Origin of the sequence: Pseudobythopirellula maris (assembly GCF_007859945.1) — a bacterium.
Classification (GTDB): domain Bacteria; phylum Planctomycetota; class Planctomycetia; order Pirellulales; family Lacipirellulaceae; genus Pseudobythopirellula; species Pseudobythopirellula maris.
Window position 1 is genome coordinate 1,760,716 of the sequence record NZ_SJPQ01000001.1, and the last position, 24,901, is coordinate 1,785,616.

21 protein-coding genes are annotated in these 24,901 nt (G+C 66.2%); 10 read left to right on the forward strand and 11 right to left on the reverse strand.

Features of this window, described 5'->3' with window-relative positions:
* Window positions 1-419 precede the first annotated feature (419 nt).
* The 4 genes from miaB to fmt all read right to left on the reverse strand — a co-directional run bounded on the left by miaB (window position 420) and on the right by fmt (window position 3,721).
* Complete coding sequence (gene miaB, locus Mal64_RS06545) at window positions 420-1,853, reverse strand: tRNA (N6-isopentenyl adenosine(37)-C2)-methylthiotransferase MiaB (RefSeq protein ID WP_146398777.1); 1,434 nt, start codon at window positions 1,851-1,853, stop codon at window positions 420-422.
* Between the two features lie 146 nt (window positions 1,854-1,999).
* Complete coding sequence (locus Mal64_RS19705; protein ID WP_197525511.1) at window positions 2,000-2,176, reverse strand: hypothetical protein; 177 nt, start codon at window positions 2,174-2,176, stop codon at window positions 2,000-2,002.
* 214 nt (window positions 2,177-2,390) lie between these two features.
* Complete coding sequence (locus tag Mal64_RS06550) at window positions 2,391-2,774, reverse strand: hypothetical protein (RefSeq protein ID WP_146398227.1); 384 nt, start codon at window positions 2,772-2,774, stop codon at window positions 2,391-2,393.
* A complete protein-coding gene (gene fmt / locus Mal64_RS06555) occupies window positions 2,771-3,721 on the reverse strand; it encodes a methionyl-tRNA formyltransferase (protein ID WP_146398229.1) in 951 nt (316 codons plus the stop codon). The genes Mal64_RS06550 and fmt overlap by 4 nt, the downstream gene beginning before the upstream one ends.
* A 47-nt stretch (window positions 3,722-3,768) precedes the next feature.
* Between fmt and Mal64_RS06560 the strand changes: the two genes are divergently transcribed.
* Window positions 3,769-5,265, forward strand: a complete 1,497-nt coding sequence (locus Mal64_RS06560; RefSeq protein ID WP_146398231.1) for a deoxyribodipyrimidine photolyase — start codon at window positions 3,769-3,771, stop codon at window positions 5,263-5,265.
* A 13-nt stretch (window positions 5,266-5,278) separates the two neighbouring features.
* Here Mal64_RS06560 and def read toward each other — a convergent pair whose 3' ends face one another.
* Window positions 5,279-5,866, reverse strand: a complete 588-nt coding sequence (def, locus tag Mal64_RS06565) for a peptide deformylase (protein WP_146398233.1) — start codon at window positions 5,864-5,866, stop codon at window positions 5,279-5,281.
* A gap of 155 nt (window positions 5,867-6,021) precedes the next feature.
* On the opposite strand from def, the gene Mal64_RS06570 reads away from it, so the two are divergent.
* The 6 genes from Mal64_RS06570 to Mal64_RS06595 all read left to right on the forward strand — a co-directional run bounded on the left by Mal64_RS06570 (window position 6,022) and on the right by Mal64_RS06595 (window position 12,328).
* On the forward strand, window positions 6,022-6,984 hold the full coding sequence (locus tag Mal64_RS06570; protein ID WP_146398236.1) for a hypothetical protein: 963 nt from the start codon (window positions 6,022-6,024) through the stop codon (window positions 6,982-6,984).
* A 119-nt stretch (window positions 6,985-7,103) separates the two neighbouring features.
* Window positions 7,104-8,042 carry a hypothetical protein gene (locus Mal64_RS19710; RefSeq protein ID WP_197525512.1) on the forward strand — a complete coding sequence of 313 codons (939 nt, stop codon included), beginning with the start codon at window positions 7,104-7,106 and terminating at the stop codon, window positions 8,040-8,042.
* Between the two features lie 24 nt (window positions 8,043-8,066).
* Window positions 8,067-8,765: a MotA/TolQ/ExbB proton channel family protein gene (locus tag Mal64_RS06580; RefSeq protein WP_146398240.1), complete on the forward strand. Its 699-nt coding sequence runs from the start codon at window positions 8,067-8,069 to the stop codon at window positions 8,763-8,765.
* Between the two features lie 64 nt (window positions 8,766-8,829).
* Complete coding sequence (locus tag Mal64_RS06585) at window positions 8,830-9,252, forward strand: ExbD/TolR family protein (RefSeq protein WP_231993596.1); 423 nt, start codon at window positions 8,830-8,832, stop codon at window positions 9,250-9,252.
* Window positions 9,253-9,377: 125 nt separating this feature from the next.
* A complete protein-coding gene (locus Mal64_RS06590) occupies window positions 9,378-9,857 on the forward strand; it encodes an ExbD/TolR family protein (protein ID WP_146398242.1) in 480 nt (159 codons plus the stop codon).
* Window positions 9,854-12,328 (forward strand): hypothetical protein, encoded by a 2,475-nt coding sequence (locus tag Mal64_RS06595; RefSeq protein ID WP_146398244.1) that lies wholly within the window; start codon window positions 9,854-9,856, stop codon window positions 12,326-12,328. Before Mal64_RS06590 ends, Mal64_RS06595 begins: the two co-directional genes overlap by 4 nt.
* A gap of 96 nt (window positions 12,329-12,424) precedes the next feature.
* Here Mal64_RS06595 and Mal64_RS06600 read toward each other — a convergent pair whose 3' ends face one another.
* A complete protein-coding gene (locus Mal64_RS06600; protein ID WP_146398246.1) occupies window positions 12,425-12,787 on the reverse strand; it encodes a hypothetical protein in 363 nt (120 codons plus the stop codon).
* Window positions 12,788-12,870: 83 nt separating this feature from the next.
* Window positions 12,871-13,278: a hypothetical protein gene (locus Mal64_RS06605; RefSeq protein ID WP_146398248.1), complete on the reverse strand. Its 408-nt coding sequence runs from the start codon at window positions 13,276-13,278 to the stop codon at window positions 12,871-12,873.
* Window positions 13,279-13,664: 386 nt separating this feature from the next.
* Between Mal64_RS06605 and Mal64_RS06610 the strand changes: the two genes are divergently transcribed.
* Window positions 13,665-15,698, forward strand: coding sequence for a DNA topoisomerase VI subunit B (locus Mal64_RS06610; RefSeq protein ID WP_231993597.1), 2,034 nt, complete (start codon window positions 13,665-13,667; stop codon window positions 15,696-15,698).
* A 411-nt stretch (window positions 15,699-16,109) separates the two neighbouring features.
* Here Mal64_RS06610 and Mal64_RS20270 read toward each other — a convergent pair whose 3' ends face one another.
* Entirely contained in the window at window positions 16,110-16,244 is a 135-nt protein-coding gene (locus tag Mal64_RS20270; protein WP_261342179.1) for a hypothetical protein, read from the reverse strand.
* Window positions 16,245-16,319: 75 nt separating this feature from the next.
* On the reverse strand, window positions 16,320-17,594 hold the full coding sequence (locus Mal64_RS06615; RefSeq protein ID WP_146398250.1) for a TIGR04086 family membrane protein: 1,275 nt from the start codon (window positions 17,592-17,594) through the stop codon (window positions 16,320-16,322).
* 331 nt (window positions 17,595-17,925) lie between these two features.
* On the opposite strand from Mal64_RS06615, the gene Mal64_RS06620 reads away from it, so the two are divergent.
* On the forward strand, window positions 17,926-18,714 hold the full coding sequence (locus Mal64_RS06620) for a class I SAM-dependent methyltransferase (protein WP_146398252.1): 789 nt from the start codon (window positions 17,926-17,928) through the stop codon (window positions 18,712-18,714).
* On the opposite strand, the gene Mal64_RS06625 is transcribed toward Mal64_RS06620, so the two are convergent.
* Window positions 18,692-19,510: a dockerin type I repeat-containing protein gene (locus tag Mal64_RS06625; RefSeq protein WP_146398254.1), complete on the reverse strand. Its 819-nt coding sequence runs from the start codon at window positions 19,508-19,510 to the stop codon at window positions 18,692-18,694. The two genes, Mal64_RS06620 and Mal64_RS06625, sit on opposite strands and share 23 nt — an antisense overlap.
* Before the next feature lie 385 nt (window positions 19,511-19,895).
* Window positions 19,896-20,951: a DUF1559 domain-containing protein gene (locus tag Mal64_RS06630; RefSeq protein ID WP_146398256.1), complete on the reverse strand. Its 1,056-nt coding sequence runs from the start codon at window positions 20,949-20,951 to the stop codon at window positions 19,896-19,898.
* A 753-nt stretch (window positions 20,952-21,704) separates the two neighbouring features.
* Here Mal64_RS06630 and Mal64_RS06635 point away from each other — a divergent pair.
* Window positions 21,705-24,737, forward strand: a complete 3,033-nt coding sequence (locus Mal64_RS06635; protein WP_197525513.1) for an autotransporter-associated beta strand repeat-containing protein — start codon at window positions 21,705-21,707, stop codon at window positions 24,735-24,737.
* Window positions 24,738-24,901 lie beyond the last annotated feature (164 nt).

Here is a 24,901-nt window from a genome sequence, read left to right on the forward strand (position 1 = left end):
ATTCTACTTCACCAGCCCCAAGCCGGCGAGGCGTAGGAGGAAGGATCCGCGGAACTCGGCCCAATGGGAGCCAGCCCCTAGTATTGGCGCACTAGGCATTCGTGCACGGCCGCCTGCCTCGCCAAGCCTCGATCAGAGCGCTTACGGAGAACCCAAACACGAGCCAGAACGAAAGTGCCATCGCCACCAAAGCAAAGGGATACAGAAGCAGCACATCAACCCGGATAGGGCCCGCTGCCGACGCCTCGCAGCCTAGAAAGATGGCCCACCCAATAACGGCCGGCGAGAGAGACCAACAAGCGGCCCGGGCGTAGCGGGAACGAACCCAGAACAGCACACAAACGAGCAGGAGAGCCGCCAGCGTAGCGCCGCCGGCGACAGCGAATGCGATCGTGTAGCCCTGCATAGGAGTTCCCTCGTTATGCCTGGGTGGGCACGGCGAGCGGCACCACCTCGGGGGTGACGTGCTCCGTCACTACGGCGCCGAACATCGTGTGGGCGTTCGCGTCGTAGATAGCGATCGGCATCGTCTGGCCGATCTGCCGCGGGTTGCCGTCGAACACGACGATGCGGTCGCACATCGTGCGGCCCATCAGCTGGACGGCCGGGTCGCCCTCTTCGCGCTGCGGCTGCTTCTTGCTGGGGCCCTCGACAAGCACCTCGACCCTTTGGCCGAGGAACCGCTGGTTGTCCTCTTCGCTGATCTCGTTCTGCAGGGCCAACAGCTCGTTGTTGCGGCGTTTCTTGACCTCGTCGGGCACGTCGTCCGGCAGCCGGTCGGCCGACTTCGTGCCGGGTCGCTCGCTGTACTTAAAGATAAAGCTGTTCTTGAACCGGCACTCGCGCACCAGGTCCATCGTCATCTGGAACTGCTCTTCGGTCTCGCCGGAGAAGCCGACGATAAAATCGCTGGTCACCGCGACGTCGGGCATCCAGCGCTTCGCGCGGTCGTGCATCTCGCGGTACTCGGCGATCGTGTAGCCGCGCTTCATGAGCTTGAGTTGTTCGTCGCTGCCGTGCTGGGCGGGCACGTGCAGGTATTTGACGCACTTGGGCAGGTCGCGGATCGCCTCGAGCACGTCGTCGGTCATGTCCTTGGGGTAGCTCGTGACGAACCTGAGCCGCTCCAGGCCGTCGACTTCGTGCAGGGCGTAGAGCAGGTCGCTGAACCGCCACGCACGGCCGTCTTCGGTGTGGCGCCAGCTGTTGACCGTTTGGCCCAACAGCGTGATCTCTTTGCAGCCCTCGCTCACCAGCTGCCGCGCCTCGGCGACGATCTGGCTCGGCGGGCGGCTCTGCTCCGGGCCGCGCACCGAGGGGACGATGCAGTAGGTGCAGAACTTGTCGCAGCCGATCTGGATCCGCACGTAAGCCTGGAACGGCGTGGGCCGCATCGACGGGTCGCGCAACGGGTCGAAGGACTCGTGGCTCCGCTTGATCGAGTCGACGGCGCCGTCCTTGCGGCCGAGGCTCACCTCCAGGCGTTGCTCGCCCGGGTTCTCGCGCGCCTGGCGCACCAGCTCGGGCACCTGGTGCAGCTGGCCGGGGCCGACGACCAGGTCGACGTAGGGCGCCCGCTGGAAGATGAGCCGCTGGTCCTTCTGGGCCATGCAGCCCATCACGCCGATCACCTTGTCGGGCATCTCGCGCTTGGCGTTCTTCAGCCGCCCCAGCGCGCTGTAGATCTTATCCTCGGCGTGCTGCCGCACGCTGCAGGTGTTGAACAGCACCGTGTCGGCGTCGGCGGTCGACGGGGTGAGCTCGTACCCCTCTTTGCGCAGGCTCGCCACGACCAGCTCCGAGTCGAGCAGGTTCATCTGGCAGCCGACGGTCTCGATGTAGAGTTTTTTCATGGTCATAAAATAATCAGCCACTCGCGGGGGGACGTCTCAGCCGCCGGCGGGAGTCGGCGGTCGGCGCCACGCGGGATTCATACCGCCGACTCCCGTCGGCGGCTGGGGCAACACGGCAGCACAGCACAGCCACGTGGCGGTTGGGCTCACGCGGCCTGATCTTTTCTGCGTTGCGCCTCGGCCTCGGCCTTTTCGCGGGCGTCGTCGATCTGCTTTTGGACCGAGGTAACGATCAAGTCGCGGCGCCGCCGCATCAATTTCATGAGCGTGGAAACGGCCACCAGCACGGCGAAGGCGAACAGCACGATATCGTGGGTACTCATGCTAGCATGCCTGACGGGGCGTGGGGGGAGCGCGACCCGCTATGGTAGCAAGCCACGGCGGGGCCCCGCGAGGGCAAAACGGGGCCGGCGTCAGCACACCATTGTCCGACGACTGTCCGACGACCCTGGGTCGTCGGCTATTTCAGCCCTTATCAACGGCGGTAGCCGACGAGCTTTCAGCCTACGGCTGATCGGACGGCCCCGCCAAGAAGCATCACCCCGCGATAAGACGTTGCAACCCAAGCTGCAACGCCAAGATGGTAGTGAAGATCAGCACCGCCCTCACTCCAAACCGGGGAAAATGCCATCCTTCCTCGGGCTTCATAACCGCAAACGACTGAGTGATGGAATGCGCGGCGTAGAACGTAACGAGGGATCGAGAGAACGGATTGACCCAAGCCAAGTCGCCGCTGCGATCGCCGTGCAGGGCCATGCTCAGCCCCGAATGGATCAAGAGGCACCCGAAGAAGAAATGGTTGGCCCTCCAGCGGTGATCGGGCGCCAACATCTTCCATGCGACAAGCCACGCGAGGCCAACCACAAGGTACGGTCCCAAAAGCCATGCCAGACCTGCGACGAATCCCCACGGGTCTTTCACAAGTCTGTCCTCATTGAATTGCCTGGCTTTATCGCAGCCCCGCGCAGAAAATCCGTCGCCGCCATCCTTCGCTTGCCAGCCGGCTGCACATCGAGCAGCTCCAACGCCCCTTCACCACAAGCAACGACGAGCCGCTCCTTAGCCTCAAGCACGGTTCCCGGAGCGACGGGGCCCGGCGCCCCTGCCCCTTCGACCACGTCGACGCGGTCGATCACCAGCCGCAACGGCTCGCCCTTCTCCATCGGCACGAATGTGAACGCCCGCGGCCAGGGGGCCATGCCGCGGATGTGGTTCTTGATCTTTTGAGCGCTACGCGACCAATCGACGAGGCCCTGCTCTTTGCTCAGCCGCGGCGCCTTGGTCGCTTGCGATTTGTCTTGCAGCTCCGGCGTCGCCGTGCCGGCGGCCAGCTCGCCGATGACGCGCAGCACCAGCGGCGCGCCCGCTTCGGACAAACGCTCTTCGAGCTCGCCGGCGGTTTCGTGGGGATCGATCGCCAGCCGCGACTGGCCGAGCGAGGGCCCGGCGTCGAGGCCCGGCGTCATCTGGATCACCGTGCTGCCCGACTCGGCGTCGCCATTGAGAACGGCCCACTGCACCGGCGCCGCGCCGCGGTACTTCGGCAGCAGCGAGCCGTGCAGGTTCACGCCCCCCAGGCGCGTGACGCCGAGCGTGGCGTCTTTGAGGATCTCGCCGTAGTCGCACACGACCATCAGGTCGGCCTCGTAGCCGCGCAGCCGCTCTTGCGACTCGCTCAGATTGGCGCTCTCGGGCCGCCAGACCGGCAGGCCGAGCTCCTCGGCGGCCGCGACCATCGGCGGCGCGGGCTCGCGCCGCCGGCCTCGCGGCGGTCGGGCCACTACCACGAGCACCTCGTGCTCGCTCGCCTGGAGGGCGCGCAAGGTCGGCACGGCGAAGGGGCCGGTTCCCATGACAACGAGTCGCATAACGATTCCCTAGGTGTCGAATTGGCTCGATCCACTATCATGCCTGCATGAGCCAAGTCCCCGCAATCCGCCTGCGCACCGTCAAAGAGGCCCCGGTCCGCCGCGACGGCGATTGGGTCCTCTACTGGATGACCGCCCAGCGACGCCCGCGGTACAATTTCGCCCTCCAGCACGCCCTTCATTGGTGCGAGGAGCTCGGCAAGCCGCTCGTAGTGCTCGAGCCCCTCAGGTGCGACTACCCATGGTCGTGCGAGCGGTTCCACCGGTTTGTAGTCCAAGGGATGGCCGACAACGCCCGGGCGATGGACCGCAAGGGCGTGACGCACTACCCCTACCTCGAGCCCGAGCCGGGCGCCGGCCGGGGGCTCTTGGCCGCTTGGGCCGAGCGGGCCTGCGTGGTCGTGGGCGACGATTACCCGGCCTACTTCCTGCGGCATCTGCCCCGCGCGGCGGCGCGACAGATCGACGTGCGGCTCGAAGTGGTCGACTCGAACGGCCTGTTGCCGATGCGGGCGGCCGACAGGACCTTCGCGCGGGCTTACGACCTGCGGCGGTTCCTGCAGAAGAACTTGCTGGAGCACCTCGCCGAGGCGCCCGAGAGCGACCCGCTCGACGAGACCGAGCCGCCGCGTTCCAAGCCCGTGCCCGATGAGATCGCCGAGCGCTGGCCGGCGGCCGAGCCGCGGCGTCTGCTCGACGAGAAAGACGGCTTCGCACGATTCCCGTTCGAGAACGAAGTGCCGACGGTCGAAACGCTCGGCGGCCACGTCGCCGGCGAGGAGACGCTGCTAGCGTTCGTCGAGGAGAAGCTCGAGGCGTACGGCGACCAACGCAACCAGCCCGAGCGCGACGCCACCAGTCGGCTGTCGCCCTACCTGCATTTCGGCTGCGTCTCCGCGCACCAAGCGTTCGACGAGATCGCCGACCGCGAGCAGTGGAGCCCCAAGAAGGTCTCGAGCAAGACGGCCGGCCAACGCGAAGGGTGGTGGGGCATGAGCCCGGCGGCCGAGTCGTTCCTCGACGAGCTGGTGACTTGGCGCGAGCTCGGTTTCAACATGTGCTCACGCGAGACGCGCCACGACCGCTACGAGTCGCTCCCCGACTGGGCCCAGAAGACCTTGGCCGAGCACGAGGACGACGAGCGCGAGCACGTCTACACGCTCGAAGAGTTCGAGCGCGGCGCCACGCACGACGACCTCTGGAACGCCGCCCAGGGCCAGCTCGTGCGGGAGGGCTACATCCACAACTACCTGCGGATGCTGTGGGGCAAGAAGATCTTGCACTGGAGCGAGTCGCCGCGCGCGGCGCTCGACATCATGCTGGAGCTCAACAACAAGTACGCCCTCGACGGCCGCGACCCGAACTCCTACAGCGGCATCTTCTGGGTCCTGGGCCGCTACGACCGCGCCTGGGGCCCGGAGCGCGAGATCTTCGGCAAGATCCGCTACATGACCTGCGACAACACCCGGCGGAAGTGCAGCGTCGATGGCTACATCGACGAGTACGCGCCAAGCGACGGGCAACTCAAACTAGGATTCGATTGACCCGGGCGAGCTGTCAGACGCGCGCCGCTTCGAGCTCTGCGATCTTTGCCGCCACCACGGTGTCGGTTGGGGCTTCGCCGCTTTCTTGTTGGCTCTGGAAAGCGATCTCGAACTCTTCCAAGAGGTCGCGCACCTCAGCCAGCTCGGCCTGTTGCAGCTTGTCGGTGAACAGCACGCCGTCGAGGTGGTCGGTCTCGTGCAGAACGACGCGCGCCTCCATGCCTGTGAGCTGCTCGTCGATCTCGTTGCCCTGGAGGTCGTACGCCTGCACGCGGATCTGGGCGTTACGCGTCACGGGCGCCCGCACGCCGGGCAGGCTCAGACAGCCCTCGTCCATCGCGCTCTGGCCCTTGCCCTGCGAGATCACGGGATTGATGAACACCCGTTCGAGCTCCGGTCGGTCGGGGTCGCCCTCGACGTTCATCACGAACAGCCGGTACGGCAGGTCGACCTGATTGGCCGCCAGGCCGATGCCCTCGTGCTCGTACATCAGGTCGAACATCTCTTCGACCCACATCTTGAGCTGGGCGTCGACCCGCGCGAGCGGCTTGGATTTGTGCCGCAGCGTGGGGTGCGGGTAGTGGATCACTTCGAGCGACAACGTCTTGGCCTTCCCGGTGCGCGGTTGCTTAGAGGCGGAGCTAGCAGCCCCCGACAAGACGGGGGCCTTTAGGGCAGTATAGGGGGCCACGGCGGCCCGGTCATCCGCCCATACCGCGTTGGCCGCCGCCCGCAGAAACTGCTAAGAAAGACGGCATGCCCCCGGCCGATCTCGCCCCGCCGAACAACCGCCCCCGCTCGCGGGCCGGCTTGCCGTCGTGGATCGCCTCGGCCGTGGTCCACGGCCTGCTCCTGCTGCTAGCGGTGTGGCTGCTCAGCGGCGCTCCGCGCGGCGGCGACGAGGCCCCGCGCGAGGCGGGCATCGTGCTCCGCACCACCAGCAACGAGGCGACGCTGTTCGAGGGCCAGCGCCCCGAGCCGGCCGACTCGCCCTCGGATTCGATCTCGGAAGAGAGCCAGCAGGCGCTGCTCGACGCCCTGCCGCCGGCCGACACGGCCGGCCTGGCCGAGTTGCTGCCGAGCAAGCAAGAGACGGGCCCCGCGCCGGCCGCGGCCGCCCAGGCCGCCTCGCTCGCCTCGGGCGGGGCGCCGCGTGGCGGTGTGCTCAAGCCGGGGCAGGCCCGCGTGTCGGTCTTCGGCGTCGAGGGCGAGGGGAGCCGCTTCGTCTACCTGTTCGACCGCTCGATCAGCATGGCCGGCGCCCCGCTCCGCGCCGCGCAGAACGAGCTCATCCGCAGCCTCGGGCCGCTCGAATCGATCCACCAGTTCCAGATCATCTTCTTCAACCAGAGCCAGTCGGTCTTCGACCTGTCGGGCGGGCAGAAACGCGTGGCGTTCGCCACCGATCCCAACAAGCAACTGGCCGCCGACTTCGTCAGCGGCGTCACGGCCAGCGGCGGCACCGACCGCTACGAGGCGCTCACGCTCGCCCTGAGGATGCGGCCCGACGCGTTGTTCTTCCTCACCGACGCCGACGACCCGATGACGCCGCGCGAGATGAAGCTCGTCTTGGGGTCGCGTGCGGCCGGCGCCGTGACGATCAACACCATCGAGTTCGGCCGCGGCCCGAGCCCCAGGCGGCGCAACTTCCTGGTGGCGCTCGCCGAGGCGACCAGCGGGCAGTACGGCTATGTCGACACGCAGAGGCTCACCAAGTGATAACAAGCCGTGGCAACACGACGGGCACTAAGACGCGCAGCCAGATAGCTGCGCGTGCTTTCGTCTTAAGCGTCGTGTCTTCGTGGTTCGTTCTTCCGACAGACGTTCGCGGCGACGAGGTGCTACTCTCCCCCAGCACACCCGGTGGGGCCAAACGGTCGGTCGTCGGTGAGATCCTCGATCTGACGGGCGAGCGGCTCACGCTGCGGCGCGAGAACGGCGCGGAGCTGCGAGCGCCCGCCGACCGGCTGCTCGACCTCAAGACCGTTTGGGAGGTCAGCTACGAGCGCAGCCGCGCGGCGATGGTCGTCGGCGAGTGGTCGGCCGCCGACGCGCTGTTGGCCGACGCGGTGCGCAGCGAGAAGCGGCCCTGGGCCAAACGCCGAGTGGTCGAAGACCTGATCGTGGTGCGCGTCGCGCTCGGCGCGAACGAGTCGGCCGGCGAGCTGTTCCTCGCCCTCGCGGCGAGCGACCCGGCTACGCCCGCCTGGCGGCTGGCGCCGCTGGCGTGGGAGCCTCCCACCGCCACGACCAGCGGCGGCGTTGGACGCCGAGTCGCCCTCAGGTGGCTCGGCGCGGCGAACGACCCCGTCGCCCGGCTGCTGGGCGCGAGCTGGCTCTTGGGCGACCGCGCCTCGGCGGCGGCCGAGGCCGAGCTGCTGCGGTTGGCCGAGAGCGACAACCCGCGTGTGGCGCCGCTCGCCACGGCGCAGCTCTGGCGGCTGCGGACACGCGACGCCCGCCCCGACCAACTCGCGCTGTGGGAAGAGAAGACGCGTGAAACGCCCGAGCCGGTCCGCGCCGGGCCGTGGCTCGTTGTCTCCCGCGGCCTGCTGGCCGCCGAGCGCTGGGACGAAGCCGCCACGGCGGCATTGCGTCTGCCGGCGTTCTACGGAGACAATCGCCCGCTGGCGGCGGCCGGGTTGCTCGTCGGCGTGAAGGCGACCGATGCCGCCGGCCACCCCGGCGAGTTGCGGCGGCTTGTCGCGGAGCTCCAAGAGAACTACCCCGAAACCGCCGCAGCAAAGCAACTGACAAGCCACGAAGCCACCCCTTAAACGATCATCGTGCCCCTAGATTCAATGGTTCCTCCTCTCCCCCTCGCCCAAGCGTCGGACGACGGCCTGCTCGACATCGTGCTGGCCGGCGGGCCGGTCGGCATGGCGATCATGGCGCTCTTGGCGGCGCTGTCGATGACCGCGCTCGCGCTGGTCGTCGAGCACGCGCTCACCATCCGCCGCGGCGTGCTCGCCCCGCCCGGGGTCGACGACGAGCTGGTCCGCGCGATGCGCGCGGGCGACCTCGCCGCCGCCGCGCGGGCTTGCGACAGCCAGCCCTGCTTCCTGTCGGCCGTCACCCGCGCCGGGCTGTCGGAGGCCGACGCCGGCTGGCCCGCCGTGGAGAAAGGGATGGAAGACGCCGCCGGCGACCAGACCGCCCGCCTGCTGCGCAAGATCGAGTACCTCTCGGTGATCGGCAACATCGCCCCGATGGTCGGCCTCTTGGGCACAGTGGTCGGCATGTTGCTCGCCTTCCGCGAGGTCGCCCAGACCGACGGCGCGGCGACCGCCTCGCAGCTCGCCTCGGGCATCTACCAGGCGCTCGTCACCACGGTGGCCGGCCTGCTGGTGGCGATCCCGGCGCTCGGCGCCTTTGCCGTGTTCCGCAACCGGGTGGACGGGCTGGCGTCGGAAACGGCGCACAGGGCGCTGCAGTTGCTCAAGCCGCTGAAGCGCGGCGGCGTCATGCGGCCGAAAGACCAACAACCTGCGCGGCAATGATTGCAAATTTGCAATTTGAAATTTTGCAATACTCCCATTAAGCCCTACTCCCTCGCCACTCGCCGTGCGTCTCCCTCACACCCCCACAACGCGATCGCTCAGCATCAGCATGACGCCGATGATCGACGTCGTGTTCTTGCTGATCATCTTCTTCCTGGTGAGCAGCACGCTGGCCAAGCGGGAGACATTGCTCGACCTCGACCTGCCGACCGCCGCAAGCGGCCGCGACAGCCAAGCCGACAGCACGCCGCACGTCACGGTGAACGTCGACGCCAGCGGCGTGGTGCTCCTGGCCGGCTCGCCCGTGCAGCCGGCCGAGTTGCTCGCGCGCCTCCGGGCGGAGTCGGAGCGGCACGAGGAAGGGATCACCGTGCGGGTGCGATCGGACCGCGCGGCCGACTACGCGTCGGTCGAGCCGGTGCTCGCCGCCTGCGCCGAGGCGGAGGTTTGGAACGTTGTCTTCGCGGTTTACGAAGACAAACAGTAAGTGAATGACCAATCACCAAGCCTCAATGACCAATTCTTGCGTGCCAAGCTTCCTTGGTCATTGAGGCTTGGTCATTGGTCATCCCCCCCCTATCCCCTCATCCCTAACCCCTAGCCCCTCCCCGTATGCGTCTCGCCTGGCGAACCGAACGATCGCGCGACTCGACGCTCGGGGCGTCGATGACGCCGATGATCGATGTGGTGTTCCTGCTGCTGATCTTCTTCGTCTGCACCTCGAGCTTCAAAATCCCCGAGCAGGCGTTGCTGGCCGATCTCTTGGTGCAAAACTCGCAGGGCGCCGCAACGATCGAGCTCGACGACCTGCCGGAGCTCGACGAGGTCGTGCTCCACGGCGAGCCGGGCGACGAGGGCGTGGCCGTGTGGACTTTCAACGACGACCGCCGCTGCGAGACCCGCCAGGAACTGCTGCAGCTCTTGGCCGCGCTCGCCGAGGTCGACGGCTCGCTGCCGGTGATCGTCGACGCCGAGGGCGCCGTGCCGTTCGGTGAGGCGATCTCCGCGTACGACGCCGCCCGGCTTGCCGGCTTCGACACGGTGCAGTTCGCCGCCTCGGCCGACACGCTCACCGACGGGGGCGCCCGATGACGAGGCCGGCCTCATCGACGCCGCGGCTGCTTGCTTTGGCGGCGTTGCTCGTCGCCCTCTCGCCCGCGGCGGCGCCGGCGGGACGCGTCGATGCGTACGCCGATTGGCTCCGCACGCGTGGGCTAGGCCGACTCGCCGAGTCGCACCTTCGGCGCGAATCGCAACGCGACGACCTGACCGACGCCGAAGCGCTTGAGACGGCGCTCGCCTGGTCCGCCCTGCGCGCCGACGAGGCCCTGGCCACGCCCCCTGGCGCCGACGCCTCGCGCGCCTGGGATCGCGCGAACGAGCCGCTCGCAAGGCTTGCGTCCGAACGGCCCGAGGCGCCGCGGCTGCTCATCGCCCGGTTGCAACTGGCGCTGAACGCCGCCGCCGAGGGCGCCGCGCTCGACGACCTCGATTTGCTCCGAGAGGCGGCCGACGCCATGGGCCGGACGGCCGACGCGATCGAGCGGCTCCGCCGCGTGGGGGACGAGGCGGGTGGATTCAGCCAATCCGAAATCGAGTCGCTCGCCAATCGGGTCGCCCTGACTCAGGGCGAGACACTGCTCGCCGTCGGCGAGCGACTGCCGGCCGACTCGGCCGATCGCGACGACGCGCTGCTGCGTGCGCTGATGACCGTCGAGCCGCTCAGCAAGAAACGGCTGCCCGCGCCCGTGCTATTGCGGGCGCAACTCGCCGAGCTGCGTAGCCGGCGCCTGCTGGGCCGCCTCGCCGTGGCGACCGAGCAGCTCGCCCGCTGGCTTCAGGCGCACGCCGAGCCCGCGGCCCGCTCGGCGCTCAACGCCGAGCGGGTTCGCCTGCTGCTGGCCGGCGGAGAGCGTGAGCAAGCCTTGCAAGCGATCGAGGAGCGCAAGCGGTCGCAAGCTCCACCGCACGACGAGTTCGACCTGGCCGAAGTCGAGGCCCTCGCCGCCGTGTGGCGCGAGGCCGAGGGCGCCGCCCGACGGCGACACGCCGAGACGATCCGCGAGGCGCTCGCTCAAGGCGAATCGCGGCACGGAGGATCGTGGGCGCGGCGAGCCGAGCGACTGGCCGGCGAGGCGTTGCTCGACATGACGGCCGGCGACGCCGAATCGCTCTCGGTGGCCGCCGCCTACCTGTACCGGATGGGCCGCTCGGCCGAGGCGGTCGAGCGATACGACCGCGCGGCGTCCGCCGCCTACAACGCGGGGGGACGCGGCCGAGCGTTCGAGCTCGCGATCGCCGCCGCGGCCATCACCGCCCAGCGGGGCGAACACGCCCACGCCGCCGAGCGGTTCCGCCGCGCCGCGTTGTCGAACTCCGACCACCCACGCGCCGCCGAGGCGCACCGTGCGGCCTGGCTCGCCGCCATGCAGGGGCTGCGAGCCAAGCCCGGCGACAAGCCGGTCGCCGAGCGCTGCCTCGCGCTGCTCGAGGAGCACACCGGCGCCTGGCCCGAATCGCCGAGCGCCGCGGACGCGGCGCGGTTGCGGCTCGGGCTGCTCGCCGGGCTCTCCCGCTGGGACCAGTTGCTCGCCGCGCTCGGGCGTCTGCCAGCCGACGAGGCCGCGACGCCCGCGACCATCGAACTCACCGCCCGCGCGTACGAGGGCAAGGTGGCTGGCGCGGCGGCCGCCGAATCGATCGCCCTGATCGCCGAGGCGACCGCAACGCTGCAGCCGGTCATCACCGGCAAGGCGAACAGCTGGCCGCCCTCGTGGAGCGACTCGCAACGCCGCTGCGCGTTGGCCTTGGGCCGGATCCACCTCGCCCGCGGCGCGGCGGGCGCCGAGTACGCCGCCCAACTGCTCGGGGTTGCCGTGGCGGGGTCGCCCAAGCCTTCTGCCGCGTGGCTGGCCGAAGCGCTGCCGGTGCTCGCCCAGGCCCAGGTGACGCTCGGCCAAATCGGCGAGGCCCGCACCACGCTCTCACGGATAAGCGGCCGTGAAGGTTTTGCCGCTCCACGGCTTGTCGAGTCGCTCGTCGCGCGGCTCGCTATGGCGGACGGGGGCGTGGCCGATAGGAGTGAGCAGCGGCGCGAGGTTGCCGAGCTCTTGCTTTCGGTTGTTGATCCGTTGCTGGAGGACGAATCGCTGCAAGAAGCGGCGACAGACGAGAATCAGTCGCTGCGTCGCGGCCGTGCGGTCGCCTTGGGGGCGCTCGGGCGAGAAGGCGAAGCGGTCGCCCAGCTCGAGACACTCGCCGCCGAGCGGCCCGACGACGGCGCCACCCAGCGGGCGCTCGCCGCGCAGCTCGCCCGCTCCGCGTCGGCCGCGAGCCGAGAGCGGGCCCTCGGCTTGTGGCGCAAGATCGAGGCCCGCAGCCGCCGTGGTGGCGCGGGGTGGGTTGAGGCGCGGGTCGCGAGGCTGCGGCTGCTGGTGGCCCTCGGCCGCACGGAAGAAGCCGCCAAGTTGTTGCGCCTCACGCGGTTGCTGGCGGGCAACTCGCTCGACGCCAAGGCGAACGCGAGCCTCGACGCGATCGAGGCCTTGCTGCCGGAGCCGTAACGCACAAAAAAACCGCCGGCCCTTTTGCAGGGCCGGCGGCTCGCCGTCGGGGGGGACTGACGGCTTGGAATGGTCGATCAGGTACGACTGCACGGCTCACCAGGGGCCGCGAACGTTGTACACGCCGAATTGCATCGTGTCCTGCGGCCAGACCGGCGTGGTGCGGTATCCGCCGCCTCCGCCAATGGCGCCGGGGTAGTTGCGGCCGAACTGGTGGTCGGCGCGTGAGACGCGGCTGCTCCCCACGCCCCAGCCCCAGTTGGTCTGCAGCTGGGCGGTCGGCGGCACGACCATCGCCACCGGCTGGCCGTACTGGGTGTGGGCGTAATTGCCGTTCCAGCTGTAGCTCGACGCCCGGTAGAGCGGCTTCATATAATTGTGGGCCTCGGCGCTCGCCGCCGCCGAGCAAACCGCGGCGGTCACGACCGCGACGGCAAGGATACTTTTGAGATCACGCATGGGGAGTCCTTTTCTGACTTCTGCGGAGACTGTGGGGGTCAGCCTATCGGTCATCACGCGGCGATGGTCCGCCTCGCGGCGTCTCAATAGGCGTCCATCGAGCGGTAGGTGTGCCACGGGCGGGCGCCGTGGAACGAGAACGGCTTCTTCAAACCCCACGTGCCGTAGCGGACGTTGGTCCGCGTCCACCCCGAGCCGGCGTGGTGCGTTTGGTACGACCGCATGTGGCCGTAGAGGTACTCGTGTGGCATGAACGGCTGGTAGGTCGTGTAAGTGTGGCCCACGTGCGCCGGCACGGGGCCGGGCGCCACGTACATCTCGGCCGGGGGGCCGCCGCCCGGTCCGGGGGCGACGTACTCGTTGTAGAATAGGTCGTTGGGCCGCTGGTGGCTGACAATCCGTTTTCCCTCCCAGCCGTGGCCGGCGATCGCCAGCGAGGGGAGGAGAGAGAGAATGCCCGCCAGGGCCGTGTAAGTCGTAAGCCGAGTCATCGCAGGCCTCCTTGCTCCGCGGTGTGCCGCCGGCCGCGTGGCCGGTCCGATTCCCCCCCGGCTTGGCTGGCTCACGGGGTCCCTCCCGTGCCGGCCATGCGGGTCTTAACGAGGAATCGTCGCGGGGCGGTCGCCCGGGTGAGCCTTTCTACGCCCGTCGCAGCCGCCTTGCGCGTGGCGCCGCTCGGGTTGGTCCGGCTGTAGCGATTGCACGGCCCGCGGACTGCCGAGGCGGGCGGCGGACCGCCTGGGAGGGGGGCCGCGGGGCCGTTAGAATGCCTGATTCGAACCGCCGCTACGCCCCGTACAACCGGCAAGGTCTTCCACCCGAGGGCCCGCCGCGGCGAGTACTACCACCCCCGATTCGAGCCCCGAAGAGTTGATCGTTGGCTAAGAGCAGCACCAAGACCGGCGTCGCGACACGGGCCCCCAAACCCGCCTCCGCTCGACGCAGCACCGCCCAGGCGATGGCCGCCTCGCAGAAGGAGATCTCCGTCTCGGAGTTCTTCGCCAAGAACCGCCACCTGCTGGGTTTCGACAACCCGCGCAAGTCGCTGCTCACCACCGTGAAGGAGGCGGTCGACAACTCGCTCGACGCCTGCGAAGAGGCCGGCATCCTGCCCGAAATCTGGGTCCACATCGAGCCGACCACCACCGGCCGCTACAAGGTCGGCATCCAAGACAACGGCCCCGGCATCCTCAAGAAGCAGATCCCGCTGATCTTCGGCAAGCTGCTCTACGGCTCGAAGTTCCACCGCCTGCGCCAGAGCCGCGGCCAGCAGGGCATCGGCATCTCCGCCGCCGGCATGTACGGCGTGCAGACCACGGGCAAGCCGGTCAAAATCATCTCGAAGGTCTCCGTCCGCAAGCCGGCCCATTACTACGAGATCCAGATCGACACCCGGCGCAACGAGCCCAAGATCCTCAACGGCAAGGGCGAAGGGGTCGACATCCCGCCCGGCGAGAAGGGCGCCGCCTACATCGAGAAGCACGGCATCGAGTGGGTTGACCAGCCGCACGGCACGCGGGTGACGATCGAGCTCGAGGCCAAATTCGTCCGCGGCCGCGGCAGCGTCGACGAGTACCTGCAGCAGACCGCCATCGCCAACCCGCACGTGACACTGCATTACCTCGACCCCGAGGATTACCAGTACGACTACCTGCGCAGCGCCGAGGTGCTGCCCCCCGAGGCCAAGGAGATCAAGCCGCACCCTTACGGCGTGGAGGTCGGCCGGCTCGCCACGATGATCGAGGAGGCCGAGGCGCAGAGCGTCTCGGAGTTCTTCCGCACCCGGTTCTCACGCGTCACGCCGGCCGTGGCCAAGCGGCTCTGCGAGACGGCCAAGGTGTCGTCGCGCACGAACGTCCACAAGGTCGACCGCCCGCAGATCGACCAGCTCTACGCGGCGATCCAGGAGACCAAGATCTCGCCGCCGGCGACCGACTGCATCTGCCCGATCGGCGAGGGGCTGATCCTCAAGGGGCTGCACCAGGTCGTGCCGGGCGAGTTCTACGCCGCCGCCACCCGCCCCCCCTCCGTTTACCGCGGCAACCCCTTCCAGGTGGAAGTGGGCCTCGCCTACGGCGGCTCGGCGCCGACGCAGAACATCACGATGGAGTTGCTGCTCGACCTGCTCGAAGAGACCGACACCAGGACGATCCGCCAGTTCCTCATCCACACGTTCAACGGCCTGGGGTCCGACGCCGCCGACAAGATCGTCAAGGCCGCCACGCTCAAGACACGCCAGAACCCCTCGGGCCTCAAGCCCAAGGAACGCCAGAAGCTGTTCGAGGCGATGAAGAACGTGAACGTGGCCGAGGGGCAACAGATGGAGGTGATGCGCTACGCCAACCGCGTGCCGCTGCAGTTCCAGCAAGCCGCCTGCTGCGTGACACAGAGCGTGAGCGGTATGAACTGGCGCGGCTACGGCCTGAGCCAGTCGCGCGGCAGCATGCCCAAGGGCCCGGTGAGCCTGATGGTGCACATCGCCAGCGTGTGGGTTCCCTTCACCAGCGAGTCGAAGGAGGCGATCGCTTCCTACCCGGAGATCCAGAAGGAGATCCGCCTCGGCCTGCAGGCCGTCGGCCGCAAGCTCGGCATGTACCTCCGCCGCCGCCTGAAGGTGAAGCAGCAGTCCGACCGCCGCGAGGTCTTCTTGCGTTACCTCAAGGAAGTGGCCACGGCCGTCAGCGAGATCAACGCCGCCGAGGAGCGCGAGCTGTACGACCAGCTCGTGAAGGTCGCCGAGAAGCGAACCGCCGAGGCCGACATGAAGCTCGACGACCGCGGCCGGCCGATCGAAGAAGACCCGACCGAGCTGAACCTGGGCGACAACGTGCTGATCGTCGATCCCGCGCAACACGAGGCGGCGATTAATCGCGTGGGAGCGGTGGAGGAGGAAGAGCTCGAAGAGGACTGAGCCGCTCAGCTAGAGCGTTTTTCGAATAGGTGTGGACGAGGGGGGAAGCGATTGGCGGCGTGGCGAGGAAGCCGAAGCAGGCAATGCGGTGCATTGTCGATGCAGGCTGACGAAGCCATGACGCCGATCGCGAGCCGAGCGTCTACACCAATGAACAAACCGCTCTAGGACTTGTGGGCGGCGGCGATCAGCAGGACGTCCTACACGCCGGGATCGGCGTCCTGCTCCATCATCTCCTTGCCCTCTTCAAGCAAGACGCCCAACGCTCGCACGCTATCGCACGCGCCGACCTGCGAGCCGCCACGCATCGCGTAACCGGCCCAGAGCCTTACAAAAAAGAGGGCCCGGCCGTGTGGCCGAGCCCTCGATTGGTCTCCTCGATCGAACCCGATACGGGCTGATGGTCGACGATCAGATCCGGCCCAGCACGAGCAAGACGATCACGATCAGCAGGACGAGCCCGCCGATGCCGCCCAGGGCGACGTTCTGCAACAGGGCGGCGATCAGCAAGACCACCAGCACGGTGCCTAAGAGTCCGTAACGCATGACATTATCCTCGGTTGATTGGAGTGGATTGAGAAAGGGAATGGCTGGGCGGCGACGGCGAGCTGCCGTCGCGGCTCAGACCGTGTTGACGCGGTTCGTTTCGTAGTAGCGACGCGAGGCGTCCGCCCCGCACCAGCCGCCCAGCACCGCGACAGCCAGCCCCAACGCCGTGGTGGCGAAGGCGGCCCACAGCACCTGTTGGGCGTAGGTCGACGCGGTCTCGACGGCCTCGTTGGCCATCCGCTTGACCGCTTCGATCCGCTCCTGCAGGGGCTCGACCACTCCGTTGGCGATGTCGTTGAGCTGCTCCTCGCTGAGGTCGGTCTCGCTCGCTAGCAAGTCGACCGCCTCCTCGTCGCGGCCCTCGATCATCAGCATGGCGGCCTGGTTGAACTGCTCGGCGTCGAGATCATTGATCGCTTCGCGCACCGCCTGCTTGGTCACTTCAGGGCCCCCTTCGGCGTCGAGCGACGCGACGACCGCGGCCGAACGATCGGCCATCTGCGAACGGAGGTCGTCGGCTAGGCTCTGGTTGTTGCCGGGGTTACCGAACCGCTCTTTGAGCGCCTGGTAAGCGCCCTCGATGAGGTCGTTGGACTGCTCCTCGGTCAGGTCGGTCTGCGATGCGATCAGTTGGGCGGCCGACTCGCGGTCGTCGTCCATCAGCTGCGTGACGAGCTGATCGATCGTCTCGTCGTCGAGCTCCTCGATCGAAGCGCGGACGTCTTCTTCGGTCACCTCGGGCCCTCCCTCGGCGTCGACCGCGGCGATCGCCTCGGCCGCCTGCTGCTGAAGCCGCTCACGGAGCGTGGCCGCCAGGTCGGTGCTGGCCGCCGCCGAGCCCATCTCGGCCAAGCCGCTGGCGCCCTGAGCGGCGCCCTGCGCCGTGGTACTGACAACCGTGGCGACGCCCGTGCCCGCGGCCGACACGTACGACTGCCCCGTCTGCACGAGCGAGCTGAATCCGAGGTAGCCGAGCCCCAGCAGGATCGTCGTCGAGACGGCCCACAGCAAGAAGCCGTGGATCATGCCGTTGGTCTCGTCCGGGTCACGCGACATCCGGGCCGCCACGGCGCCGCCGATGAAGAAGGCGATGATGACCGATATAACCATCCATAAGGCGCCGACCTGAGGCAGGCCGTCGTCCATCAGGGTGTCGTCGCTCGCATCGGTCACACTGACACCGAGCGACAGGCCGAACAAGTTCAGCAGCCAGCTGATCGACAGCACGGCGAACAGGCCGGCAATGATCGCGCCCCAACTGATGGCCGGGGAGCAGTAGGCGGGGGCGGGGGCCCCGTGGTGGGTTTCGTGGTGGGTTTCGTGGTGGTGGTGCTCGTGCTCGTTCATGGTTTCGCCTTGGGATAGAAGGTGTCGAAAGTGAAGGTGAGAGGAAAACGCCATAGGTTGGCTCGCGTGCCCCGCCGCTAGTGCAAACGGCTTGCCAATGCGAATATCTCCTCCCAATGAGCGAACTTGGCCGTAGACTGACCACGCCCGACGGACGCCGCCCGCCCTACCCGGCGCGATCCAGACCACCCGCGCGGGCCCCGGAGCCGCTCCCGCGTTCCACCGTTCCCCCCATTCTTCCTAGAAGAGCGTTGCTGGTTGGCTTGCTGCCAGAGCAGCACATTCTCTTTCAGCCGCCTCGGCCGCTAATCGACCGATCGCCTTCAACTCTATGAACCCCTTCTCCCACAACGCCCGGGCCTGGGACCGTCTCGTCGAGGCGGGCAACGAGTGGACCCGGCCCGCGGATCCGGCCGTTATCGAGCGCGCCCGCGTCGGCGAGCTGGAACTGCTGCTCATCCCTGACAAGCCGGTCCCGATGGAGTGGTACCCGCCGCTCGCTGGCACGCCGACGCTCTGCCTCGCCTCGGGCGGCGGGCAGCAGGGGCCGCCGCTCGCCGCGGCCGGCGCTGTGGTCACCGTGCTCGACGCCTCGCCCAAGCAGCTCGGGCAAGACCGCGCGGTCGCCGAGCGCGACGGGCTTGAGCTGACGACCTCCCAAGGCGACATGGCCGACCTGTCGGCCTTCGCCGACGAGAGCTTCGGCCTTGTCTTTCACCCCTGCGCGAACTGCTTTGCCGAGAGTGTGCGGCCGGTGTGGCGCGAATGCTGGCGCGTGCTGCGGCCCGGCGGGGTCCTGCTAGCTGGGTTCTGCAACCCGGTCCGTTTCGCGGTCGAAGACGGCCGCTACGACAACGGCTCGCTGCTGCTGAGGTTCCCCGTGCCGACGTCCGACGCCGCCGACCTCACCGACCCCAAGATCAAAGCGCAAATCGACGCGGGCGATGTCCTTGAATTCGGTCACACACTCACCGACCAGATCGGCGGCCAGCTCGACGCGGGCTTCCTGCTCACCGCCATGATGGAGAGCCGGTTTCAAGACCCCGAGGGCGATCCGGTCTCGCGGCTGATGGACACGTTCATAGCCACCAGAGCGGTCAAACCCGGCGGCGGGAACTGAGCTGTGTGGCGATCGCCAATGCGGCGGCGATCAGCAGCCCCGAAGGCTCTGGCGCCGAAGCGGCAGCGGGACTTGAGCCGCCAGCGCTGAAGTTATGCACCCACAAGTCGTAGTCGGCAGTCGTCACTACCCCGCTGCCATCGAAGTCGCCCAACGTGTAGGGCGTAACCTGCTGGTCTAGATGGTCGCGCCACACCGTGAAGTCGGCCGCGTCGACCCGCCCGTCGCCGTTGCCGTCCCCCGGCGTGGGGGTGTTGAATCGCAAGCGATCGAGGTTGCCGAACGGGCTGAAATCGTCGTGCGAGAAGGCCCGGGCGTAACCGATCTCGTGGCCCGGTCGGGTGATCGACAGCGGCTCCACTTCGTGCGCATAAAGCTGCGCCGTTTCGACGCGCTGCAGAAACGCGCCGGTGGGCGAATAAACCTCCAGCACCCCCACCTGCGCCGAAAGCGAACTCGTGCCGATGAAATCGATGGTGACCGAACTGGCGGCCGCCACAAAACGCATGGCGAGCTGTCTCGACTCGCTAAAGTAATCAATCCCCGCATGCGAGAAGCCCTTCACGCCGGTCGACGTGAAGTAGCCGCCGAAGATGTCTTCGCTGGTGGTGGCGCGGACATCGATCACGTGCGGTGCGGGGAACTCGCCGAACCTCTCGGGGAAATTCTCGTTGATAAACGCGTCATAAATGCGGAGCTCGACCGACGGATGGATGTCGTTGAGGACCGTGTCTTCGGCGTAATCGTCCGGCTCGATGATTACCGCCCCGGCCAGCACGGCGGTGCTAGGAGCCATACCGCACAGCAGCAAGATAAGAAGAGCTCGTGAGTGCGGCATCTGGTGGGCTTTGTCTACAGGCGTGAAGTAACTCAAGAGAGACGCCCATCATAGCACAGTGCGCTAACGCGTATTGCTGAATAACGACACGCGGTCCCTCAAATTAGAGCTGACATAAGCGTCGCCGCTCAAAGTGACGTACACACCACTCACGAAGCCCCGCCGATCTTATGCGTGCAGGACACACAGTACCTACACACAGTACCGAAAAACAGTGCAGGCGCATAAAAACAGCTAGCCCCTTCTCAGAAAGGGCTAGCTGCGTTGCGTTGTCTGAAGGAAACGTCGGTCAGAGCTCGGTTACTGCATACAGCAGCAAAGGAGGCTGCGACCCGGTCGCGCCTCACCAGGTATCTGAGCGAACGATTTCATCCCCGTTGTCACGGCCACCGAGGTCGACCCACACGTACTTCTCGACGCTGAGCGAGTAAGAGTGGACCGAGCCATCGCAAAGAGCGACCTGGACCACGCCCGGGTGAGCCGAGCCTAACGTGGTTTTCGCGTGGCCCCGGAGAGAATCCAAAGTGGAGTTGGCGGGATAGTCGCTATCCTGCAATGGCTTAGAGCCGTAACTGCGAACCAAGTCGACGTCTTGGCCGTGGTAGCACGTGTTGTCGTCACCGTCGTACAGGCCAGTGGTGTAGTGCGGAATCGGCAAGTACTTCTCACCAATCATCGCCGTCTTGGAAGTGCCGTCGGTGATCTGTCGGAAAGTCGCTCCCCAACGGAATCCGACGATGCCTCCGCTTGACGGGACAGGGTCGAAATTGTCGCAACGGGGGTAATCCCGGTAGCAGTTAACACCCGGCCCCTTAGGCGACGAAGAGCCGTTAGCGCCGTAGTCGGTCTTGGCGTAGGTGCCCGTTTCGTTCTGGATGGCGTTGTGAAGTTTATTCTTTGCGCCGCCACTGTTATTAATCGATGACGGGTAGAGAATCGCCGCGCGTCGCGAAGGGCAAATCAGACTAGCGATCGGGTGCGAGATCAGCTTGGTGAGCGCTTCCTTCTTAGGGGTCACCGGGGCTCGAATTGCGTTTCCTAAACCGGAGCCGATCTGCTGGTTGGAGGTCTCTTCAATAAACGGCGAAACCTGAAAGATCCAACCGCCGGGCTGCTTCTCACCGACACCCCAGTCGGGGTCGCCGACCCATTGGTATCCCCAGCCGCCATGCGGGAAGAAGCGATGGGCGGATTCGAAATTGATACAGCCTAGCGCAAGTTGTTTCAGGTTGTTCTTGCACTGATTCCGACGCGCCGCTTCACGCGCGGATTGAACCGCTGGCAGCAACAACGCGACTAGGATGCCAATGATCGCAATCACGACCAAAAGCTCCACGAGCGTGAACGCCTCGCGTGCGAGCCGACGATTAGATGGTGCATTCATATTCGATGAATCCAAGAACGAGAGTTGGTGAGAAGGTCGTGGGCTCGCCCGTACCATCCTTGCGAGCCCTTCACCCTTTTATAGCAGAAGCACAAAAATCCCCTCGCGCCGTAAGCCCTTATTTTCAGACAGATTCCCGATTCCGTCGCCACTTCTAGCACTTGCGACGGTCTGTCGGACGAAGGGGGTTTATCGGCTTTTCAAGGGCCGCACTTCTCCATCGGCACGCCAGAGATGACCCGCCGAGCTGCTGAGCAAACCGCGGATAGCCGAAGCCGCTTTCTTTCGCCAGGAGCTTTCGCTTCGCAATCTTTTTACGACCCCCGTGTGCCAGAAGGTCGGGCATTTTGCTAAACCCCATTTTGATTATCCACGCATGGCCGAGCATGCCCCGGCAAGCTCGACAACGAGCCTCGAAAACTCCTAGCGTTGAGTGATCGCAACCTAATCACCAAGAGCCCTCAGCCCTCCATCGACAGCAGCCGCTTTGGGACCATAAACCGCAGAGCGTATTGCCCGATCCGCGAACGCAATCAAGGATTATTGTCCGAAAATAAGCACCATTCCCTTGTCCACCTTTCCAGGTTCATCGTTAGAATCGAGAGAGACTGGTCCATGTCGAGGAGCCGAGCCTGCGGGCTCACGCTTATCACACCGGCCCCTCCTGCCACGTCTACTCTGACGGGACTCTTTTCACACGACCTTCTAGGGCTGAACATCGTGCTCCATAGATCGAATACCTGGCCTTGCGTTGCGCTGTTAGGAACCATGTTGCTGTCGACCACGGCGGTCGCGCAATTGGCGGAATCCAACTGGGACAGCTCGCTGACCGGCTCCCAAGATTGGCAAGTCGACGCTAACTGGAGCACCCCCACGTTCCCTAATGATCCGGACCGAATGGACCCGGACATGACCGTCTTCACTCCCGTGATCGGGGCGAATCTCTCGGTTGGCCTGGGCGCCGATCTGAACGTCAACGTCGGTGCGACCGATGTCGCGGTCGCCGGCCTCCGTATGGGTGGCTCCGCCGGCCCGGTCTCGACAACGGTCTCCTCCTCGGGGGGACGTTTGGTGTTCGAGAACTACGAACTGCCCGACACGACCGATGAGGATGATGTCATTCAGCCATGGAATTCGGGCAGGGCGCTGCTTGTCAGCGGCGGCTCCGCAGGTTCGACCAACGAGATCAGCGCCCCGGTGCAGTTCAACGACATCGTCGATGTCGGGACTTACGATGACGGGGTCACGAAGTTCAGGACCACGAAAGACCTCACCCTCTCCGGGCAGCTGACTTTTTCGGGCAACAGTAGCATCAACGCGCTCTCTTCGAACTCGATCTACGTGACGGGCCCCGTCGTTACCGAAGCCGCTCCCACCACGGAGAACCCCGACGCCACCACCACGGCTCGATTCAACGCGAACAGCGACTCGCGGGGCACGGTCCATCTACAAAGCGTGATCTCCGGCCCCGGCACGCTGCGGGTTGGCGGCGGCGGCGGCACCACCATCATCAGCGCCGCCAACACGGTCAGCAACTTCTCGTACGGAAGTGGCACCCTCGTGCTTGCCAACGACCAGGCCATGGGCCTCGACACCCGCATCGGCTCGGGCGGCCTCGGAGCTGCGATCACGTCGGACAACGACGCCCGCACCGTGTCGGCCTCCATGGTTCTGTCGAACTACCCGCTCGTCGCCGGCGACCACAGCCTGACTTGGCTGGGCGACATCACCCAGCGCAACTCGCGTGGCTGGGTCAACCACATCGCCAAGGGCAAAACGTTCAACATCGCCGGCACGATCGCCGCCGACGAGGACCCGCCAGAGGACATTCCGAACGAGCGTGAATTCTACTTTGACGGCACGGGCGACTGGAACATCTCAGGCAAGATGGTAAACCGCCTCGACAGCGAGGATTACCCGTTGCCGGAAAACGATCAGCCCCAATCGTTCGGCCTTCGTGGAATCGGCTCGGTGCACGTCACTGGCACGGACAACACCTACTCGGCCTACACCAGAATCCAAGGCGGCAACTGGCATTACGCCACCAATGACGCCATGTCGCCTGCCGTGATCCAAGCCACCGGCGGCGGTACCATCGGTGTCGACACGGGAACGATTTACGTGGGCGGCAACCCCGCAAACGTCAACACCGACTTCCTCATCCGCCTTAACAACCGTTCGCAGCAAACCGCTACGTTCATGGACGATGTTGAGTCTTTCATGGATTACGACACCGGCGGCCTGATGCTCTCTTCCCACGAGACCGACGCCGACTTCGACTTCACCTCAGGCATGCTCCGCAACGCCGAGTCGATGTCGCTGTCGGGTCCGGCGGAAGGAATCACCTACACCGGTTCGGTGACCCCCGCCGATTCGACTTACCGCTTCGGCGGCGGCACCGGAGTGATCACCCTGCCCGGGACCAACCAGCTGACGGGCAACAACAAGCTGCTGGCCACCAACGGTCTCGACTCAGGCAGCGTCAGCGGGCTGGGCGGCGTGCGTATCACCGGCGTGAACGACTACACCGGCGAGACCCGCATCCAAGGCAAGTACCTCCGAAGCCTCTCGTCGAGTGCGGGCGGAGTTGGCATGGCCAATAACTCCTACAACGGCACCACGCTCATCGTCACGGAGATGGCCAACGGCGGCGTCAGCAGCAGCATCGGCGCTTCGAGCAGCAGCGCCGACAACCTCGTCATTCAGGGCAGCACCCTGCGTTACGAGGGCGACGGCGACACGACCGATCGTCTCTTCACGATCGGCACCCACGGCGCCACGCTCGATTCGTCTGGCTCGGGAGCAATCGTGTTCAACAACACCGGCGCCTTGAAGATCATGACAGCATCCGATCGTGTCGGAACCGTGAGCAACGCTTTCGACCACGAAACGGGCATTACGCAATCGGGTGAATGGATCCCGTTCGGCTTCGAAGACACCAGTGACCTGGTCCGCGGCATGATCGTTAGCGAAGACGGAAACCACATGGAGGAAAGCGAACTTGATGACGATGACATTATCACAGTCACCGGCATCCAGAGCCCGACCCGCTTCGTAATCAGCGATCAGCAGAACCTTTTCGTCAACTATGAAGAAACCCCATCGACTTGGTCCTTCATCGACGTCCAGAGGACGTTCACCCTCACGGGCGACAACACCGGCGACAACACGCTGGCGTCGGTGATCGGCGACTCGGTCACCAACCTTGTCAATCTCGAGAAGGAAGGCTCCGGCAAGTGGATCCTGACCGCCCCCAACACCTACACGGGCGACACTTCTGTTGACGAAGGCATCCTCAGCATCACCAACGCTTACTTGGCCGACACCGCCGATGTGAGGGTGGATGACAACGCGGTGTTCGATCTCGACTTTGCCGGCATCGACACGGTCAGCAGCCTGTTCCTTGACGATGCCTCGGTTCCGGCAGGCACTTACGGAGCCTTCGGCACGGGCGCCGATTACGAGAGTGACTACTTCTCGGGAACGGGCATCTTGGAGGTCACCCTGCAGATTGAAACACGCGTCGCCGGCGACTACAACAACAACGGCGTTGTTGACGCCGCTGACTTCACGGTGTTCCGCGACAACCTGGGCGCCGCCGAAGGCACGCTCATAAACGACTTCCTCGGCGGGGTGGTCGGCGCCGTTCACTACGACCAGTGGGTTGAGAACTTCGGCAGCACCGAAGTCGTGCCCATCGAGATGCCGGAGATGTCGGTTGCGGTCCCCGAGCCCGCCGCCGTGGCCCTCGGCCTGATCGCACTTCTCTCGGTCTGCTTCGGACGCGGAGCGAAGAAGTAATCGACCCGGAAGCCCATGAGACGTGGCGGGCAGTACCGACCGCCGCGTCTCTTGAAAACCTGTTCGGGGCCTAATCTGATTAGGCGATCACCCGATCACTCAAGCTGCAGGCCCTTGCGGAATGGCAAGGGCCTGCAGTCGTTTACGGGCCGCGTGATTGCGCC

What these genes read in the sequence shown, in the direction of transcription:
- Mal64_RS06570 (WP_146398236.1), top strand. Translation starts at nt 6,022, where the DNA reads ATGCCCCCGGCCGATCTCGCCCCGCCGAACAACCGCCCCCGCTCGCGG.
- miaB (WP_146398777.1), bottom strand. Translation starts at nt 1,853, where the DNA reads ATGAAAAAACTCTACATCGAGACCGTCGGCTGCCAGATGAACCTGCTC.
- Mal64_RS06620 (WP_146398252.1), top strand. Translation starts at nt 17,926, where the DNA reads ATGAACCCCTTCTCCCACAACGCCCGGGCCTGGGACCGTCTCGTCGAG.
- Mal64_RS19705 (WP_197525511.1), bottom strand. Translation starts at nt 2,176, where the DNA reads ATGAGTACCCACGATATCGTGCTGTTCGCCTTCGCCGTGCTGGTGGCC.
- fmt (WP_146398229.1), bottom strand. Translation starts at nt 3,721, where the DNA reads ATGCGACTCGTTGTCATGGGAACCGGCCCCTTCGCCGTGCCGACCTTG.
- Mal64_RS06600 (WP_146398246.1), bottom strand. Translation starts at nt 12,787, where the DNA reads ATGCGTGATCTCAAAAGTATCCTTGCCGTCGCGGTCGTGACCGCCGCG.
- Mal64_RS06625 (WP_146398254.1), bottom strand. Translation starts at nt 19,510, where the DNA reads ATGGCTCCTAGCACCGCCGTGCTGGCCGGGGCGGTAATCATCGAGCCG.
- Mal64_RS06635 (WP_197525513.1), top strand. Translation starts at nt 21,705, where the DNA reads ATGTTGCTGTCGACCACGGCGGTCGCGCAATTGGCGGAATCCAACTGG.
- Mal64_RS06615 (WP_146398250.1), bottom strand. Translation starts at nt 17,594, where the DNA reads ATGAACGAGCACGAGCACCACCACCACGAAACCCACCACGAAACCCAC.
- Mal64_RS06595 (WP_146398244.1), top strand. Translation starts at nt 9,854, where the DNA reads ATGACGAGGCCGGCCTCATCGACGCCGCGGCTGCTTGCTTTGGCGGCG.
- Mal64_RS06580 (WP_146398240.1), top strand. Translation starts at nt 8,067, where the DNA reads ATGGTTCCTCCTCTCCCCCTCGCCCAAGCGTCGGACGACGGCCTGCTC.
- Mal64_RS06590 (WP_146398242.1), top strand. Translation starts at nt 9,378, where the DNA reads ATGCGTCTCGCCTGGCGAACCGAACGATCGCGCGACTCGACGCTCGGG.
- Mal64_RS06605 (WP_146398248.1), bottom strand. Translation starts at nt 13,278, where the DNA reads ATGACTCGGCTTACGACTTACACGGCCCTGGCGGGCATTCTCTCTCTC.
- Mal64_RS06560 (WP_146398231.1), top strand. Translation starts at nt 3,769, where the DNA reads ATGAGCCAAGTCCCCGCAATCCGCCTGCGCACCGTCAAAGAGGCCCCG.
- Mal64_RS20270 (WP_261342179.1), bottom strand. Translation starts at nt 16,244, where the DNA reads ATGCGTTACGGACTCTTAGGCACCGTGCTGGTGGTCTTGCTGATCGCC.